15 protein-coding genes and 1 pseudogene are annotated in these 16,195 nt (G+C 32.6%); 8 read left to right on the top strand and 8 right to left on the bottom strand.

The window, feature by feature from the left end; translation table 11 throughout:
* Positions 1-50 precede the first annotated feature (50 nt).
* Positions 51-179: pseudogene (locus V5E38_RS04065) on the top strand (YodN-related protein); the annotation flags it as partial.
* A 35-nt stretch (positions 180-214) separates the two neighbouring features.
* Here V5E38_RS04065 and V5E38_RS04070 read toward each other — a convergent pair.
* Positions 215-826, bottom strand: coding sequence for a YitT family protein (locus V5E38_RS04070; protein WP_499213508.1), 612 nt, complete (start codon positions 824-826; stop codon positions 215-217).
* Between the two features lie 590 nt (positions 827-1,416).
* Here V5E38_RS04070 and adhE point away from each other — a divergent pair.
* The 3 genes from adhE (at position 1,417) to V5E38_RS04085 (ending at position 5,850) form a co-directional block, all read left to right on the top strand.
* Positions 1,417-4,020, top strand: a complete 2,604-nt coding sequence (gene adhE, locus V5E38_RS04075) for a bifunctional acetaldehyde-CoA/alcohol dehydrogenase (protein ID WP_499212323.1) — start codon at positions 1,417-1,419, stop codon at positions 4,018-4,020.
* A 218-nt stretch (positions 4,021-4,238) separates the two neighbouring features.
* Positions 4,239-5,147 carry an RluA family pseudouridine synthase gene (locus tag V5E38_RS04080; RefSeq protein ID WP_499212324.1) on the top strand — a complete coding sequence of 303 codons (909 nt, stop codon included), beginning with the start codon at positions 4,239-4,241 and terminating at the stop codon, positions 5,145-5,147.
* Between the two features lie 10 nt (positions 5,148-5,157).
* The gene (locus V5E38_RS04085) at positions 5,158-5,850 is read left to right on the top strand and encodes a copper homeostasis protein CutC (protein WP_499212325.1); all 693 of its coding nucleotides are present in this window, start codon (positions 5,158-5,160) and stop codon (positions 5,848-5,850) included.
* Positions 5,851-5,934: 84 nt separating this feature from the next.
* Here V5E38_RS04085 and V5E38_RS04090 read toward each other — a convergent pair whose 3' ends face one another.
* From V5E38_RS04090 to phaQ, 7 genes are all read right to left on the bottom strand, one after another.
* Positions 5,935-6,759 (bottom strand): CAP domain-containing protein, encoded by an 825-nt coding sequence (locus V5E38_RS04090; RefSeq protein WP_499212326.1) that lies wholly within the window; start codon positions 6,757-6,759, stop codon positions 5,935-5,937.
* 710 nt (positions 6,760-7,469) lie between these two features.
* Positions 7,470-8,543: an SDR family oxidoreductase gene (locus V5E38_RS04095; RefSeq protein ID WP_499212327.1), complete on the bottom strand. Its 1,074-nt coding sequence runs from the start codon at positions 8,541-8,543 to the stop codon at positions 7,470-7,472.
* Positions 8,544-8,870: 327 nt separating this feature from the next.
* Positions 8,871-10,235 (bottom strand): N-acetylglucosamine-specific PTS transporter subunit IIBC, encoded by a 1,365-nt coding sequence (nagE, locus tag V5E38_RS04100; RefSeq protein ID WP_097975799.1) that lies wholly within the window; start codon positions 10,233-10,235, stop codon positions 8,871-8,873.
* Between the two features lie 185 nt (positions 10,236-10,420).
* The gene (locus V5E38_RS04105) at positions 10,421-10,609 is read right to left on the bottom strand and encodes an alpha/beta-type small acid-soluble spore protein (protein WP_056474082.1); all 189 of its coding nucleotides are present in this window, start codon (positions 10,607-10,609) and stop codon (positions 10,421-10,423) included.
* A gap of 90 nt (positions 10,610-10,699) precedes the next feature.
* The gene (locus V5E38_RS04110; protein WP_499212328.1) at positions 10,700-11,143 is read right to left on the bottom strand and encodes a MaoC family dehydratase; all 444 of its coding nucleotides are present in this window, start codon (positions 11,141-11,143) and stop codon (positions 10,700-10,702) included.
* 63 nt (positions 11,144-11,206) lie between these two features.
* On the bottom strand, positions 11,207-11,716 hold the full coding sequence (locus V5E38_RS04115; protein ID WP_499212329.1) for a hypothetical protein: 510 nt from the start codon (positions 11,714-11,716) through the stop codon (positions 11,207-11,209).
* 47 nt (positions 11,717-11,763) lie between these two features.
* A complete protein-coding gene (gene phaQ, locus V5E38_RS04120) occupies positions 11,764-12,183 on the bottom strand; it encodes a poly-beta-hydroxybutyrate-responsive repressor (RefSeq protein WP_097975794.1) in 420 nt (139 codons plus the stop codon).
* A 208-nt stretch (positions 12,184-12,391) separates the two neighbouring features.
* Between phaQ and V5E38_RS04125 the strand changes: the two genes are divergently transcribed.
* The 4 genes from V5E38_RS04125 to V5E38_RS04140 all read left to right on the top strand — a co-directional run bounded on the left by V5E38_RS04125 (position 12,392) and on the right by V5E38_RS04140 (position 16,151).
* Positions 12,392-12,904: a polyhydroxyalkanoic acid synthase subunit PhaR gene (locus V5E38_RS04125; RefSeq protein ID WP_097975792.1), complete on the top strand. Its 513-nt coding sequence runs from the start codon at positions 12,392-12,394 to the stop codon at positions 12,902-12,904.
* Positions 12,905-12,925: 21 nt separating this feature from the next.
* Positions 12,926-13,669, top strand: a complete 744-nt coding sequence (locus V5E38_RS04130) for a 3-oxoacyl-ACP reductase (protein WP_390313030.1) — start codon at positions 12,926-12,928, stop codon at positions 13,667-13,669.
* 47 nt (positions 13,670-13,716) lie between these two features.
* Complete coding sequence (gene phaC / locus V5E38_RS04135; RefSeq protein WP_097975790.1) at positions 13,717-14,796, top strand: class III poly(R)-hydroxyalkanoic acid synthase subunit PhaC; 1,080 nt, start codon at positions 13,717-13,719, stop codon at positions 14,794-14,796.
* A 134-nt stretch (positions 14,797-14,930) separates the two neighbouring features.
* Positions 14,931-16,151, top strand: a complete 1,221-nt coding sequence (locus tag V5E38_RS04140; protein WP_499212330.1) for an NAD(P)/FAD-dependent oxidoreductase — start codon at positions 14,931-14,933, stop codon at positions 16,149-16,151.
* Positions 16,152-16,195: the final 44 nt, after the last annotated feature.

Consider the following 16,195-nt stretch of genomic DNA (forward strand, 5'->3'; position numbering starts at 1 on the left):
AAAAGCAAGAAGAAGTAAAGAAAACAAACATAGGTGAAGCCTCATCTGTGGACGAGCTATTAGATAAATATAATGATTATCGAAGACTGGCAATACTTTTTAAAGATTGTCTTTACGATTTAGCTGCCGAAAATGTTCTAAATGAGCTCACCGATTTTTCTGAATCAAAAAAGGTTTGAAACTCTAATTTACAACGTAAAAAAGATTACATGCATTAAGCATGTAATCTTTTTTCATTAGTTTTAATTGTAACAGATTTTTTTTGAAATTTACTTTCATAGACCAATTCTGTTACTTTCGCACAGATTGCAACAGAAAGAATTGTATATCCTACTTCATTCCATGATAGGTAAGATAGTGAACAAAGAAGAATGATAGAGTCAAAAATAAAATATACTTTACCAATCGATATTTTTGATTTTTTGCTCATTATGATTGTTATTAAATCATCTCCACCAGTTGCACCACCACTTCTTAGAATTAACCCTAAACCAAGTCCAGCGAAAATTCCACCTAAAATAGCGGGTATCCAAAGATGATTTCCGAAGTTAAATGTAATATTAGAAGATGTTTTTTCTATTATAGAATAAAAAACAGAAAACGAGATGGCTCCGATGGTAGTATTGATTAATAATTTTCTACCTAAATACAATCCAGCGATCAAGATAATTGGAATATCGAGTAGCAAAGTTGTAATTGAAGGTGATATATTTAGTGCGTTCTTTACTAATAAAGCAATACCAATAAATCCACCTTCAGCTAAATTATTTTGATAATGAAAATGATACAGTGTAGTGGCTAAAATAAATGAACCAATTAAAATCATTAAGGTCTCACCCAAACGATTGTTACTCATTGTTATTTCCTCTTTTCGTAGTTAGTAGTTAAAAGTACAGCTTATAAACTAACTACGTACATATAGAGCTCGTAGTTAGTTTTTTGGCTTTCTAACTACATAGCTATATATCATTGAAGAAATAACATAATCGCCTGTCAACCATAGTTTCGCCTACCTTCAGTTTTATTTTAGAGTTCTTTTGGTTCTCTAAATTAAAACTGCTAAGTGTAGGATAAGTCTTTCCGTTGCCAAATGCTCCTTCGAGCAATCATGGTTACACGTCCTTTTTACCAGTTTTGTTAGAAAAATCTAACAGGTGAAAAAAGTTCTACAAGAACTTATTCCTAATTTTATCATATGCGGAAATTTTTGAAAAAAGAAAAGAATTAACAAAAATCTACAAAAAGTTAAAATAAATGTGAAATATTTCACAAAAAAGACATAGCATTTTCAATTAAAACGATATATATTATATTTGTAAACGAAATGTGAAGTATTTCACAAGGTGATTTGATTAAATGGGACGTTTTGAATCCTAATTGGATAATTAATGTCCAACATCAGAGGAGGAGAGCCAAATGGCTGTTCAAGAAAAAATTGTAAAAGAAATTAGTAACGCTTCTGAAATGGTGAATGACTTAGTCGTAAAAGGACAAAAAGCATTAAAAGAATTTGAAAACTTTAATCAAGAACAAATCAATGAAATTGTACATTCGATGGTTTTAGCTGGTTTGGATCAACATATGCCACTTGCTAAAATGGCAGTTGAGGAAACTGGGCGAGGAATCTATGAGGATAAAATAATTAAAAATATTTTTGCAACAGAATATATATGGAATTCAATAAAAGATAATAAAACAGTTGGGATTATAAGTGAAGATCAACAAACTGGCATAACAGAAATTGCTGAACCTGTTGGGGTAATCGCAGGTGTCACTCCAACTACTAATCCGACATCAACAACATTATTTAAAGCAATCATTGCGATTAAAACAAGAAACCCAATTATATTTGCTTTTCATCCTTCCGCACAAAAATGTAGTAGAGAAGCAGCAAGAATCGTTCGTGATGCGGCAATAAAAGCTGGAGCACCTGAAAACTGCGTACAATGGATTGAAGTCCCTTCAATTGAAGCAACAAAATGTTTAATGAATCATGAAGGAGTAGCACTTGTTTTAGCAACCGGTGGTGCTGGAATGGTTAAATCGGCTTATAGTACTGGAAAACCTGCTTTAGGGGTTGGACCTGGTAATGTACCATGCTATATCGAGAAATCTGCAGAAATAAAGTGTGCAGTAAATGATCTTATTCTATCAAAAACATTTGATAATGGAATGATTTGTGCATCTGAACAAGCAGTTATTGTAGATAAAGAAATTTATGATGAAGTGAAAGCAGAGTTAAAAGCAAATAATTGTTATTTTGCTACAAAACAAGATAAAAAGAAATTAGAAAAGCTTGTTATAAATGAAGCAACATGTGCTGTAAATGGTGATATTGTTGGTAAATCTGCATATGAAATAGCAGCGTTAGCTGGGGTAAATGTCCCAGTAGATACAAAAATTCTTATCGTTGAATGCGAAAGCGTTGGCGCAAATGAACCTTTAACTAGAGAAAAACTAAGTCCAGTTTTAGCTGCAATTAAAGTAAATGGAAAAGAAGAAGGGTTTAAACGTTGTGAAGAAATGTTAGAGCTAGGAGGATTAGGCCATTCGGCAGTTATTCATAGTAATAATGAAGAAATTCAAAAAGAATTTGGTCTAAGAATGAAAGCTTGTCGTGTTATTGCAAATGCTCCTTCAGCACATGGTGGAATTGGGGATTTATATAACGCATTTATTCCTTCGCTTACATTAGGCTGTGGTTCACACGGTAAAAACTCTGTATCAACAAACGTAACAACTGTTCACCTATTAAATATTAAAAAATTAGGAAGAAGAAATATGAATATGCAATGGGTCAAACTGCCACCGAAAATTTATTTTGAAAAATATTCAACTCAATATCTAGAAAAAATGCCTAATATTAAAAAAGCATTTATTGTAACAGACGAAGCAATGGTTAAATTAGGTTATGTTGACGTAATTAAATTTTATTTGGAGAAAAGACAAGAGAATATTCAGATTGAAATCTTTTCAGATGTAGAACCAGATCCTTCAGATGTTACTGTAATGAAGGGTGCAGATAGAATGTTATCATTTGAACCGGATACAATTATCGCTTTTGGCGGTGGATCAGCTATGGACGCAGCCAAGGGTATGTGGATGTTCTTTGAATACCCGGAAACTACTTTAGACGGACCGAAACAAAAATTCTTAGATATTCGAAAAAGAGCTTATAAATACCCTAAATTAGGTCGTAAAGCTCAGTTTGTCGCAATACCTACTACTTCTGGTACGGGTTCTGAGGTTACACCTTTTGCCGTAATTACTGATAAAGCTAATAATATTAAATATCCTTTAGCTGATTATGAATTAACGCCTGATGTTGCAATTATTGACGCTCAATTCGTATCAACTGTTCCTAAAAGCATTACAGCGGATACAGGTATGGATGTATTAACACATGCAATTGAGGCTTATGTAAGTGTATTAGCAAATGATTATACAGATGGATTAGCTTTACAAGCTATAAAATTAGTATTTAAATACTTGCCTAAAGCATATGAAAATGGAAACGATTTTGAAGCTCGTGAAAAAATGCATAATGCATCAGCTATCGCAGGTATGGCATTTGCAAATGCGTTCTTAGGAATTAACCACAGTTTAGCGCATAAAATTGGAGCGGAATTCCATATCCCTCATGGCAGAGCAAATGCGATCTTAATGCCGCACGTAATAAGATATAATGCAAAAAAACCAACTAAATTTACAGCATTCCCTAAATATAAGCATTTCATTGCAGATGAACGATATGCTGAAATTGCTCGTTTCCTAGGACTTCCAGCATCAACTACTGAAGAAGGCGTTGAAAGTTTAATTGCAGCAGTTATTAAGTTATCAAAGGAATTAAACATAAAGATGAGTATTGAAGCACAAGGAGTTTCTGAAAAAGAATTTTTAGAAAAAGTTTCATATTTAGCTGATCGTGCTTTCGAAGATCAATGTACTACTGCAAATCCAAAACTACCTCTAGTAAAAGAATTAGAAGAAGTTTATCTGAATGCTTTCAAAGGATGTTAATTCATTAACTAAAAACTTGAGTTTCAAGCGTTTGTCTTTCGAGGCGTGAAGCCTGGTGAGGAGCGGAGTTACCCTAGACGGTAATGAGCACCGCTCAACAGGCGAAGCAACGGAGAAAGCGAGCGTTTGGCGGGCAGTCTGGGAGCACCTAAACAGGTGCTTCTTTTTTGACTAATTATATTTTGATATAATAGTCATATTGAAAGTGGTGATTAAAGATGGAGTTAAAGCAACAAAATCCATGGTTTAGGGTAATAATAGGTGTTGAGCATAAAAATCAAACAGTGGAGTCATATTTAAAAAATGTGTGGCAGTTTCCAAAGAAGTTGCTACATGAATTAAGGATGGCAAAAGGTTGTAGGATTAACGGAGAAGTTAAACCTTGGAATACAATCCTTTTGAGTGGTGACCAAGTTGAAATGCAATTGTACATAGAAGAGGAATATGGTGTAATTCCACAAGAACAATCTATTGAGGTCTGCTACGAAGATGAACATTTACTTATTGTTAATAAACCGTATGGAGTCGATACACATCCAAATGAAAAAGGACAGTTAAATACATTAGCAAATGGGGTAGCATTTCATTTTCAAGAAAATGGATTAAAAACAAAAGTACGCCATATACACCGCCTCGATAAAGACACTACCGGTGGAGTCGTATTTGCTAAACATGCTTTAAGTAGTTCAATTCTAGATTCGATGTTAAGTCAACGTAAAATAAAACGTACCTATACTGCTATTGTTGAAGGGAATGTAAAATTACCTAAAGGTACAATAAATGAAGCGATTGGAAGGGATCGACATCATCCTACCAGAAGAAGGGTTTCACCAAAAGGCGATAAAGCAATTACACATTATAAAAAAATAAGCTATATATCAAATTTGAATATAACGATATTAGAATGTCAGTTAGATACTGGTCGAACACATCAAATCCGAGTTCATTTAAGTTTTTTAGGTCATCCATTAATTGGAGATCTATTGTATGGTGGGAAACAAAAATTACTGAAACGTCAAGGATTACACGCTAGTAATGTACAATTTACACATCCTTTTACGAAAGAAAATTTATCGATTGATATCCCATTCCCTTCGGACATAAAACAAATACTTAATGAAAAGTGAGATGAATGAAATGTTATTAGAAGTCATTGCCACAAACGTAAAAGATGCATTAGATGCAGAAAGGTTTGGGGCAAATCGCATTGAATTAGTTACTGGAATAAAAGAGGGAGGATTGACACCAAGTTACGCGACAATTAAACAGGTTGTTCAAAGTGTCTCTATTCCAGTGCATGTCATGATTCGACCACATAGTCGTTCATTTTTATATGATCAGTATGATCAAGAAGTAATCTTAAGCGATATTGATGTATGTAAAGAGCTCGGGGTAGCTGGTATCGTTTTTGGAGCCTTGACTAAAGAGAATACAATCGATGAAGATCTTTTAAAAAAAGTAACAGCTCGAGTAAAAGAAATGAACTTTACATTTCATAGAGCAATAGATGAATCAAATGATCTGTTATCAGCTATCGATACATTAAAACAATACCCTGAGATTACGCATGTATTAACATCAGGCGGTGTTGCTAGTGCAATTGATGGGAAAGAAACAATAAAAAATATGATCGAACTGACAAATAAATCGAATCTAAAAATTTTAGCAGGAAGCGGATTATCTATTGAAAATGTATTAGACTTCATTGAATTTACGAATGTAGAAGAAATACATTTCGGTTCTGGGGTTCGAAAAAATAACTCTGCAATCGAAGAAATTGACTCTTCTTTGATGGAAAGTTTGCGAAAAAGGTTAGTACCTAATGTTTGAATAAATCAATGTTATTTTCATATAATAAAAAAGTAGTCCGCAAAAACGGACTACTTTTAATACAGCTTTATACAATGTTATTTATTATTTACCGATAAATTGTTGAGTCCAAGCATTTGATCTTGAATCATAACCAACACCAATTTGAGTTAAGTTAGGATTTAAGATATTAGCACGGTGACCAGCACTGTTCATCCAAGCAGTAACTACTTCTTCAGGTGTTTTTTGACCTTTAGCAATGTTTTCTGCTGCATAGCTATAAGTGATTCCGAATTGTTTCATCATATCAAATGGTGATCCATAAGTCGGTGAAGTGTGATCAAAGTAATTTTTGTCAGTCATATCTTGTGATTTTAAACGTGCTGTTTTAGATAATGTTGCATTAACAGTAAACGGTTTTAAACCAGCTTTTGTACGTTCAGCATTTGTTAAATCAACTACTTTTGATTCATAAGCTGATAATGATGCTGAATTTGATGTTGTATCTGATGGTGTTGATGTTGCTGGTTTTGATGGTGTTGATGGTGTTGAAGTTGACGGTGTTGTTGGTTTAGATGGTGTAGTTGGTACCGTCGGTTTTGTTGGTGTTGATGGTTTAGCCGGCGTCGTTGGTACTGTTGGTTTTGTAGTTGTATTTGAACTATTACCTTGTTTTAGTTGAGCTTCTAATTGTTGTTTAATTGAATCTTGAAGCTTCGTCATATCAATACCAAATTTAGATAAATCTATTTTACCGTTAGTAGTGTTTAAGCTTGGTAGATTAAAGTAGCTAAATAATACATTATTTAAATCAACTTTTTGAGTATATGCTTTTGTATCCTTATTAATTGTATCCGCGTGTACTGCAGTTACAGGAGCACCCACTAGTAGAGTAGCAGCCAATGTTGATAATGAGATTACTTTTTTCATGTCTTATTCCTCCATTTGTTTGGTTATTGTCTCGCTGTACAAGTAATACTTTAGCATGAAAACGCATGACATAATTATGGGAAATAATGGGGAGCAAAATTTGAGGATTTTTTTGGTAGTACTGTTTTAGTACAGAAACAAATTAAATCATTGTTATGACAACTATTTTACTAGAATAATATTAAATGAGTATCATAAATTTTTGCTTAAAATTTCCATTAAAAAAGTTTGAAGTTAAGAAAACCTCATATTTTCACGTTATAATACAGGAAGAAAAATCCAGTTTTGTTGTTATCCAGTTACGATTGTAATCATTCTGTAATGAACGTATTGAGGGTGAATAATTTGAAATTATTTATTGATGATACTAGGCCAGTTCCATACGATTTTAAATTGGCAAGAACCTTTGAGGAATGATTAAAAGAATGTAAACATCAGCAATTTCACAAATATACCTAGATTATAAGCTACGATTTAGGAAAGAAAATGGGTTAGACTATATAAAGAGGTCTATTGCACATACTTTTTGTTTTTAAAATGGAATTTGAAAAAAATCATTAATAATAGAAGAAATGATACAGAACGCTAAAATTACATAGAACTATTTATGAATAAAAGGACACTAATTAAATTAGTGTCCTTTAAACTTTCCTTCATATATATAGAAGCGAAATTACATAACCCAGTTTACTTAAATAATACATGCTTCTCTACACTGTCTTATGCACTTTATAATAATTTGTAATAACAGGAAGTATATCTTTAAAGTCCGGACATTTAATACTTGTATTTTGTAGATCAGTTAAGGTATTCATACAATCATACTCGGATTTACAATTAAAATAAGATAAAACTTCTTTTTCAACTTTAAGTAATCGTCTAATAAATGGAATTGATAGGAGAGGACTAATAAATTTAATTGGAATATTGCCCACGGTAGTTTTGTTTAAATAATAGGAAAGAAAATCTCTATAAATATCTTGTACAAGGTAGGGAGAGGGATCTGTAATTTGATAAGTTTTGTTTACTCCGATTTCTGCATGACTCAAATAGTAAACAGCATTAATTAAATAATCAATGGGAATGAAATTGCAATAAGCATTGTCTTTACCTATTTGAGGTATAGGTAAATAGCGAAGTTTTGTGAAGAAATTTAAAATGAAATATGGTCCATCAAATTTACTTGTCTCACCAGTTTCTGAGTGACCAATTACAATTCCTGGTCTTATTATGGTGATTGGAAGTTGTGTTTTTAGTTTCTCAACTTCTATTTCAGCATAATACTTCGTTTCTTCATAAAAGTTTTTAAATGTTTGTCCCATTTCTAACTCATGTTCATAAATTTTTCCTTCACGAGTTCCCGAGACATAGCTAGTACTAAAATAGGTGTATCGCTTCAAAGATTTCAGTTTAAGAGCAAATTCATTTACGTTTATTGTTCCTTTCACATTTACTTCATATGCAATCTTTTTAGGGACTGCAAGGTCGTAAATTGCAGCCAAATGGAATAAGTCCGTTAGATCATTAAAAAGTACATTAAGGTTTTTTAGGCTGAGCCCAAAGTTTTTCTTTGTGATATCACCACTTAATAGTTCTATTTTTAAAAGAGCGTAATCTGGATACTTTTGATCTAATTTAAATAAGAAGTCTCGGCATTGTTTTTCAGTATTAGGAAGAACGAGTAAATAAATTTTTTGAAAAGACATTTCATTATCAAGAATTTTGAGGAGTAAATGTTTCGAAATAAATCCAGGAAATCCAGTAATAAAGTACGTTCTTTCCATTTTAGCCACCTACTTTATGTAAATTAAATCCCTTTGTTTATTTTATTAAGGAAATATGCATTTAATGTAAGGTTCGCTTCAATATAATAAAGGTATTTTGATCTTTTTTCACTATTTAAGGTAGGTAAAACTCAAGTTTTAGCCTATCTAGTTCCTCATGAACCTTTTATGAGGATGTATGATTCAAGTTTTAGCTTATTTAGTACCTCATGAACCGCTTATGAGGAAGTATCTAGTATATAATCCTTATTCACCAGCTCATAAATCCCTTAATCAACAAAATAAGCAAAAAAAAGCTTGCCCATGTGGACAAGCTTTTAAAATCAATTATTTAACTTGTTTTTTCAAGTCTTCAGCAACAAACTCTACGTTTGTACCTACAACTACTTGTACGTTTTTATCGTCTAATTTAATAACTCCACGAGCACCTGCTTTTTTAAGAAGAGCTTCATTTACTTTAGAAGCATCTTTTACTTGTAAGCGTAAACGAGTTGTACAGTTATCAATATTTGTTAAGTTTTCTTTTCCACCTAGAGCTTGTAGGTATAAAGAATCACCAATTTCAGTTGTTACTTCATCAGTTTCAACTTCTTCGTCTTCACGACCTGGTGTTTTAATGTTAAATTTCTTAATTGCGAAGTAGAACACTACAAAGTAAATTACACCAAAGATTAAACCGATTAGGAGTAACAGAATAGGTTTAGTTGCAATATTGTAGTTCAGAATGTAGTCCATGAAACCAGCTGAGAATGTAAAGCCATCTTTAATTCCTAAAGCATTTACTAGCCCCATTGATAATCCAGTTAAGATTGCATGGAACGTATATAGGACTGGAGCAATGAACATGAATGCAAATTCGATTGGTTCAGTAATACCTGTTAAGAAAGATGTTAATGCAAGACCAATAAACATACCTGCAACAGTTTTACGTCTTTCTGGTTTTGCAGCAGCGATCATTGCAAATGCAGCAGCTGGAAGACCAAACATCATAATAGGGAAGAAACCAGTCATGAATGCACCAGCAGATTTGTCACCAGCGAAGAATCTGTTTAAGTCACCGTGAACTAATTTACCAGCAGCATCAGTAAAGTCACCTAAGTTGAACCAGAAAATTGTATTTAATACGTGATGTAATCCAAGTGGGATTAAAATACGGTTTAAGAAACCGAATACTGCAGCTCCGATTGGACCGATATCAATGATCCAGTTACCAACAGAGTTAATTGCATCTTGAATAGCTGGCCATACATAACCAAATATTCCTGCTAATACAAGCATAGTAGCTGACGTTATAATTGGAACGAATCGTCGTCCACTAAAGAATCCTAACCATTCAGGTAATTTAATACCACTGAAACGGTTGTAAAGAAGACCAGCTACAACCCCTGTAATAATACCACCAAGGGCAGCCATATTAATATCTTTATTTATCGTTGTTGTTCCTGCAGTTAATACAAAGTAACCGATTGCACCTGCAAGACCGGCGGCTCCATTTCCATCCTTTGAAATACCGATTGCAACACCGATTGCAAAGATTAATGGAAGATTAGAGAAAATTGCATTACCAGCAGCCGCCATAAACGGTATGTCTAGTAGATCGGGTTGTCCAAAGCGCAGTAAAAGTCCTGCAGCAGGAAGGACAGCGATTGGTAACATTAATGCTTTACCAATACGTTGTAAGAAACTAAGCATATTATTTTCCCTCCGAAAATTTTTATAATGATTACGCTTTCAATAATAACTTAAAAGCTTTAACTTGTCTATACAACTAGTTAAGATAAAAATTGCTATTTTCTTCCAAAAAAATTAAAAATAAAAAGGGAAGAATCAAATCTCCCCCTATATTAAGCCATTTTATATAGTTTGTTTTTCTTTAATTATTGACCCTTTAAATGACTTTGCGCTTGAGCAATTAAACGTTTAGTGATTTCGCCACCAACTGATCCGTTTGAACGTGCAGTTGTATCGGATCCTAAAGTTACACCGAATTCGTTAGCGATTTCATATTTAAATTGATCAAGTGCTTGTTCTACACCTGGAACTAATAGTTTATTTGTTCTTGTCATGATGATCTCCCTTTCTGTAAGTAATAGCTTACAATTCTATTTTTTACATTTAGGGTTTTCTCATGCTTGGTAAATACAGTCATATTAGGGTTATGTTAACTTTTTAACCAACGCTGATCCCTCAACAACGAGTACATTTTCTTGATTATATACATTCGTTTGAAGCGTTAATAATTTTTTATCATCTCTTTTTCGTACAACATTGACGATTACTTTAATTGTGTCATTAATTTTTACTGGTGCTTTGAAAAATACTTCTTGAGATAGGTAGATGGTGTTTTTGCCGGGTAATTTTGTACCTAGTACTGAGGAAATAAAGCTGCAAATCAACATGCCATGTGCAATTCTTTCCTTAAAGATGCTTTCTTTTGCAAAATCATCTAATAAGTGAATTGGATTTACATCTGTTGAAATTGCAGCAAATTGTTCAATTAACTCTGCAGTAATTTTAACTTCAAGAGTAGCTTCGTCACCAACTGAAATGGAGTCAAAATGAACTTCCTGTACATGTCTTGCACTTTCGAAAACATTCATTTTGTTTCATCCTCTCCTTGATGAAATGTCTAGCTAATCAAGAAAATTGTTTAACTATATTGATTATAGTTTAGTGAATGAGAATTCTTGTAAGTTTTTAAACCAATCTTCTTGTGTTTTTTGGAACTGTTGGTACATGTTCGTCCAAGCAGTGTAAGGTGTGCTATTTAATGGTTGTTTAAATAATTGTTGAAAAAATTGTTGTTGTTGATTTGAAAATGTACTCATAGCTTGGAAAAATGGTTGATATGGGTTTTGATTCATATTTGTCCATAAAGATTGAAATGGAGCAAACTGATCAACTAATTTTTTCCAAGTCTTTTCATAAGTTTCTTGATTAATTGTAGGCTTAATTTCGTTTAATAACTTAATCATTTCTTGGAACTGCTCGTAAGACTCTTGTTGTTGTACTTGAACTTGCTCGTTTAACGTTTTCCATTGTTTTGCTTGTTCTTGAAATAAAGACTCTGTCCATTGTTGAATTTGTAATTGATTGTCTAACAAATATTGAAGCATTTTTTGAAAATTCTCAGCTGCAAGTTCAGTTTGTAATTCGATTGTTTTTTCAGTCATTAGTGTTTCCTCCAAAAAAATTTATTATTGAATGCATTGCTGCAATTTCAATCATCTTTAAAACTTTGATCAGAGTTGCTAAAAGGAAAGAATGAATTTGTGTAAATCGAAAAAAATGTTTGGAGCATCTGATTATATTGAGTAAATGAATTATGACAAGTTTTTAGATATTCCTCTCCGGCATCTGTAATTGAGTAAATTCGCTTTGCCGGACCTTCCATTCCATATTCCCAACTAGATTTAATATAACTTTCTTTTTCAAGTTGTCTTAGAATTCGATAAACATTACTTGAATCAAGCGTAGTAAAACCTAAATCAAATAATACTTGCATTAATTTATAGCCATGCATATTCCATTGCTTAAGGCTAAGAAGTAGAAAGGGAACTAAGAAGTTTTTAGGCAATGTAATCGATTCAGAGGTTTCGTGTTTATTTTTTTTACTTGTTTCCTTTTCATTTGTTGTCATAAAGTTATGTTCCCCCCTATATCGTAGTAATGGAATCATCATCCCTTAGGTGTAATTTACACTTAGTTAAATTTATTGTCAATGTATTTTAAATATAATGAATATTAAAAAACAAATTTCGACAGAAGATGTAGAAATATCGCGAAAACATTGGATTGTTTTGTCGTTAGCTTGTTTTCTATACTTAAAAGTAGTGAGGGGGATTAACATGTCAGAGCAAAATTATTCAGATCCATTGAAAATGTGGAAGCAAATGTATGATGTAAATGAAAAATACTTTGGAAAAATGATGAACGAATATGTTCAGAAAGAAGAATTTTCCGAGTGGATGGGTTCTGTAATAGATTTTAATCTATTCTGTAAAAAGATGTTGAATGATCAATCAAAAACCTTCTTAGAGGCTTCAAATATTGCTTCTAAAGAAGATATCGCAAATGTAGCTAGCTTAGTGATTAATTTAGAATCGAAAGTAGATACATTAGAAGATCAATTATATTTAGATTCCCAACCCGAGTTAGATGTAGCAGCATTGAAAAAAGAGTTAGACATTGTGACAGTTAAACGAGATCTTACAAAATTGAAAGCTGAAACTAAATCAATTCATCAACAAGTTAGTGAATTAAAGTCTTCAATGGAAAGTATTGAACAACTAAAATCTTCAATGGCTAACATTGAACAACTTTTACAACAATTAACGACTAAACAACCAACAAAACAATAATTAGTTAAAAAAGGAGAAATGATAATGGATTTAGTAAATCGTGTAGCGATCGTAACAGGTGGAGCAAAAGGGATAGGAAAAGGTATAGCATTTGCTTTAGCAGAAAAAGGCGCAAAAGTTGTAATCAATTATAATAACAGTGAAGCACACGCAAAAGCAGTGGTAGATGAACTTTTTGAAAATGGTTATGAAGCGTTAGCAGTGCAAGCTAATGTTGCTGAATTAGATCAAGCGAAAGCATTAATTGATCGTACGGTTGAGCATTTTGGCCGTTTAGACATTATTGTTAATAATGCTGGTATTACTAGAGACCGTAGTTTCAAAAAACTAAGTGCAGAAGATTGGCATGAGGTTATTGATGTAAATTTAAGCAGTGTTTATAACACTTGTAATTCTGCTTTACCATACTTACTTGAATCTGATAACGCACGTATCGTTAATATTTCATCAGTTATTGGTCAGGCAGGCGGATTCGGCCAAACAAACTATTCTGCTGCAAAAGCTGGTATGATTGGATTTACTAAATCATTAGCACTTGAATTAGCTAAAACAAACGTTACAGTAAATTCTGTATGTCCAGGATTTATTGAAACTGACATGGTGAACGAAATTCCAGAAAATGTAAAAGAGCAAATTAAATCAAGAATACCAAAGAGAAGATTTGGTACTGTAGAAGAGATTGCAAAAGCTGTTATTTACTTATGTGAAGGTGGAGAGTACATTACTGGTCAACAGATTAATGTAAATGGCGGACTTTACGTTTAAGTCTAACTTATAGATTACCTTTTTTAAGATCAAAAGGGGGGAAATATGTGTTTAATTCTCAATTGTTAGAAGAAGCTACGAAATCGCTTCCGAGCGGATTAAAAGAATCATACAAAAGATTGAAGAAAACTGCAGATATTCTTATAAAAGAGGGAGAACCTTTAGTAGGTCAATCTCCTAAAGAAGTGATTTGGACGAAAAATAAAAGTAAATTATATCATTATATTCCAACTACAAAAAAGGTAAAAAAGACTCCAATCCTTCTTATCTACGCTCTAATTAATAAACCGTATATTCTTGATTTAACAAAGGGGAACTCTTTTGTTGAGTATCTTGTTAATGAAGGATTTGATGTTTATTTATTAGATTGGGGAACTTTTGCACATGAAGATCGTCATTTGAAATTTGACGATATTATTCACGACTATATTGCAAAAGCGGTAAATAAGGTACTTCGTTTTTCAGGTGCAAAAGAATTATCGATGTTAGGATATTGTATGGGTGGTACTTTAACAAGTATTTACGCATCACTTTATGAAAATGCACCAATTAAAAACTTAATTTTTGTAACTAGTCCATTCGATTTTTCAGATACAGGATTATATGGTGCATTTTTAAATGAGAAATACTTTGCACTTGATAAAGCTGTTGATACATTAGGGAATATACCTCCTGAAATGATCGATTTTGGTAACAAAATGTTAAAACCAGTTACGAATTTTGTTGGGCCTTATGTAACATTATTGGATCGCTCTGATAATACAAAATTTATTAAATCATGGCAGTTAATGCAAAAATGGGTTACAGATGGTATTCCATTCCCAGGTGAAGCATATCGCCAATGGATTAGAGAGTTTTACCAACAAAATAAGTTATTAAGCGGTGACTTAGAAATTAGAGGAAGAAAGGTAGATGTATCTAACATTAAAGCTAATGTTTTAAATATATCTGCTACGAAAGACCATATTGCGATGCCTTGCCAGGTTGAAGCTTTAAATGAGCATATTTCTAGCGTAGATAAGCAGTATGTTTCGATTCCATCGGGCCATGTATCAATCATGTATGGACCTGTTTCATTAAAAACGACATATCCGACAATTGGTAAATGGTTAGCTGAAAGATCATAATTTCAGTAAATTTCTAGAAAACCATTCATATTATATTATGTTAAAAAATCTCACTTTTAAAAAAGTGGGATTTTTTTTATTCAACTGACAAAAACTACCTTAAATATGATCTAAAAGAAAGGAGAATTGAAGACGTGAAAAGTATTAGCGGGGTCTTGTATTGGCCAACGACTTACACTGATTCACATCCTGAACTTGAAAATATAAAGCCACTCGATAAAGATCTAGATTGTGATTTTGTAATAGTTGGAGGTGGTGAATCAGGGAGTTTATGTGCATATTTCTTAAGTCAAACAGGAGCTAAAGTCGTTTTACTAGATAAACGAAAAAAAGTAGTACAGGGAAGTACTAGTGCAAATACGGGGCTCTTACAATATTCAAATGACAAAACTTTAAAGTCGTTGATTAATTCATATGGAAAAGAAAAAGCTGTCCGTCATTATCAATTATGTGTAGAGGCAATTAAAGGTCTTGAAGAAATGTCAAAAACAATTGATATTAATCCTGATTTTATAAAAAGAAAAAGTTTATATTATGCTAGTAATTTAGATGGTAAAGAAATGATTGATTTGGAATATAAAACATTAAAAGAAAATGGTTTTAATGTTGAACGATATACAAAATCGCAAATTGAAGAAAAGTTTAATTTTACAAAGGAAGTTGCACTATTCACAGGGGATGACGCAGAAGCTAATCCATATAAATTCGCACACGGCTTACTTTTATATGCTATGAAACGAGGATTGAAGGTGTATTCGGATACAGAGGTAACTCAGATCATCGGTACAGATGAAGGGGTACAACTTTTTACTAAGAAGAAACATACGGTTCGCGCAAAAAAAGTTATATTTGCTGGAGGCTATGAATCGATGGAGGTAAAAAGTGAGAAAAATGCAATCTTAACTTCAACATTTGCGATTGCAACACAACCTCTAGTTGAGAAAAACAATGCATGGTATGAAAATTGTTTAATTTGGGAGACGGCAAGGCCATATTTATTTCTCCGGACTACAGTTGAAGGAAGAATAATTGTCGGAGGACTTGACGAACCTACAATAATACCAGAAAAACGTGAATCTATGTTATTCCATAAAAAAGAACAGCTTATAAAAAATTTAATAGAGTTGTTTCCTCATTATAAAGAAGCTAAAGCAGAATATTATTGGACTGGTACATTTGGAGGCACACATTCCGGCTTACCAATGATTAGACAATACGATGAATATCCTAATTGCCTTTTTTTAATGGCCTATGGTGGCAATGGAACGGTTTATAGTTATATATTAGCTAAAATATTAAAAGATCTAGTTACTGTCGGCTCTCATCCAGACGCATCTATTTATATGGATCATTAAATTTTAATTAGAATGTTGATCAATTACCAATTTTATGTATAAAA

This window comes from Rossellomorea sp. GAMAL-10_SWC, from assembly GCF_049568075.1.
Classification (GTDB): domain Bacteria; phylum Bacillota; class Bacilli; order Bacillales; family Bacillaceae_G; genus Gottfriedia.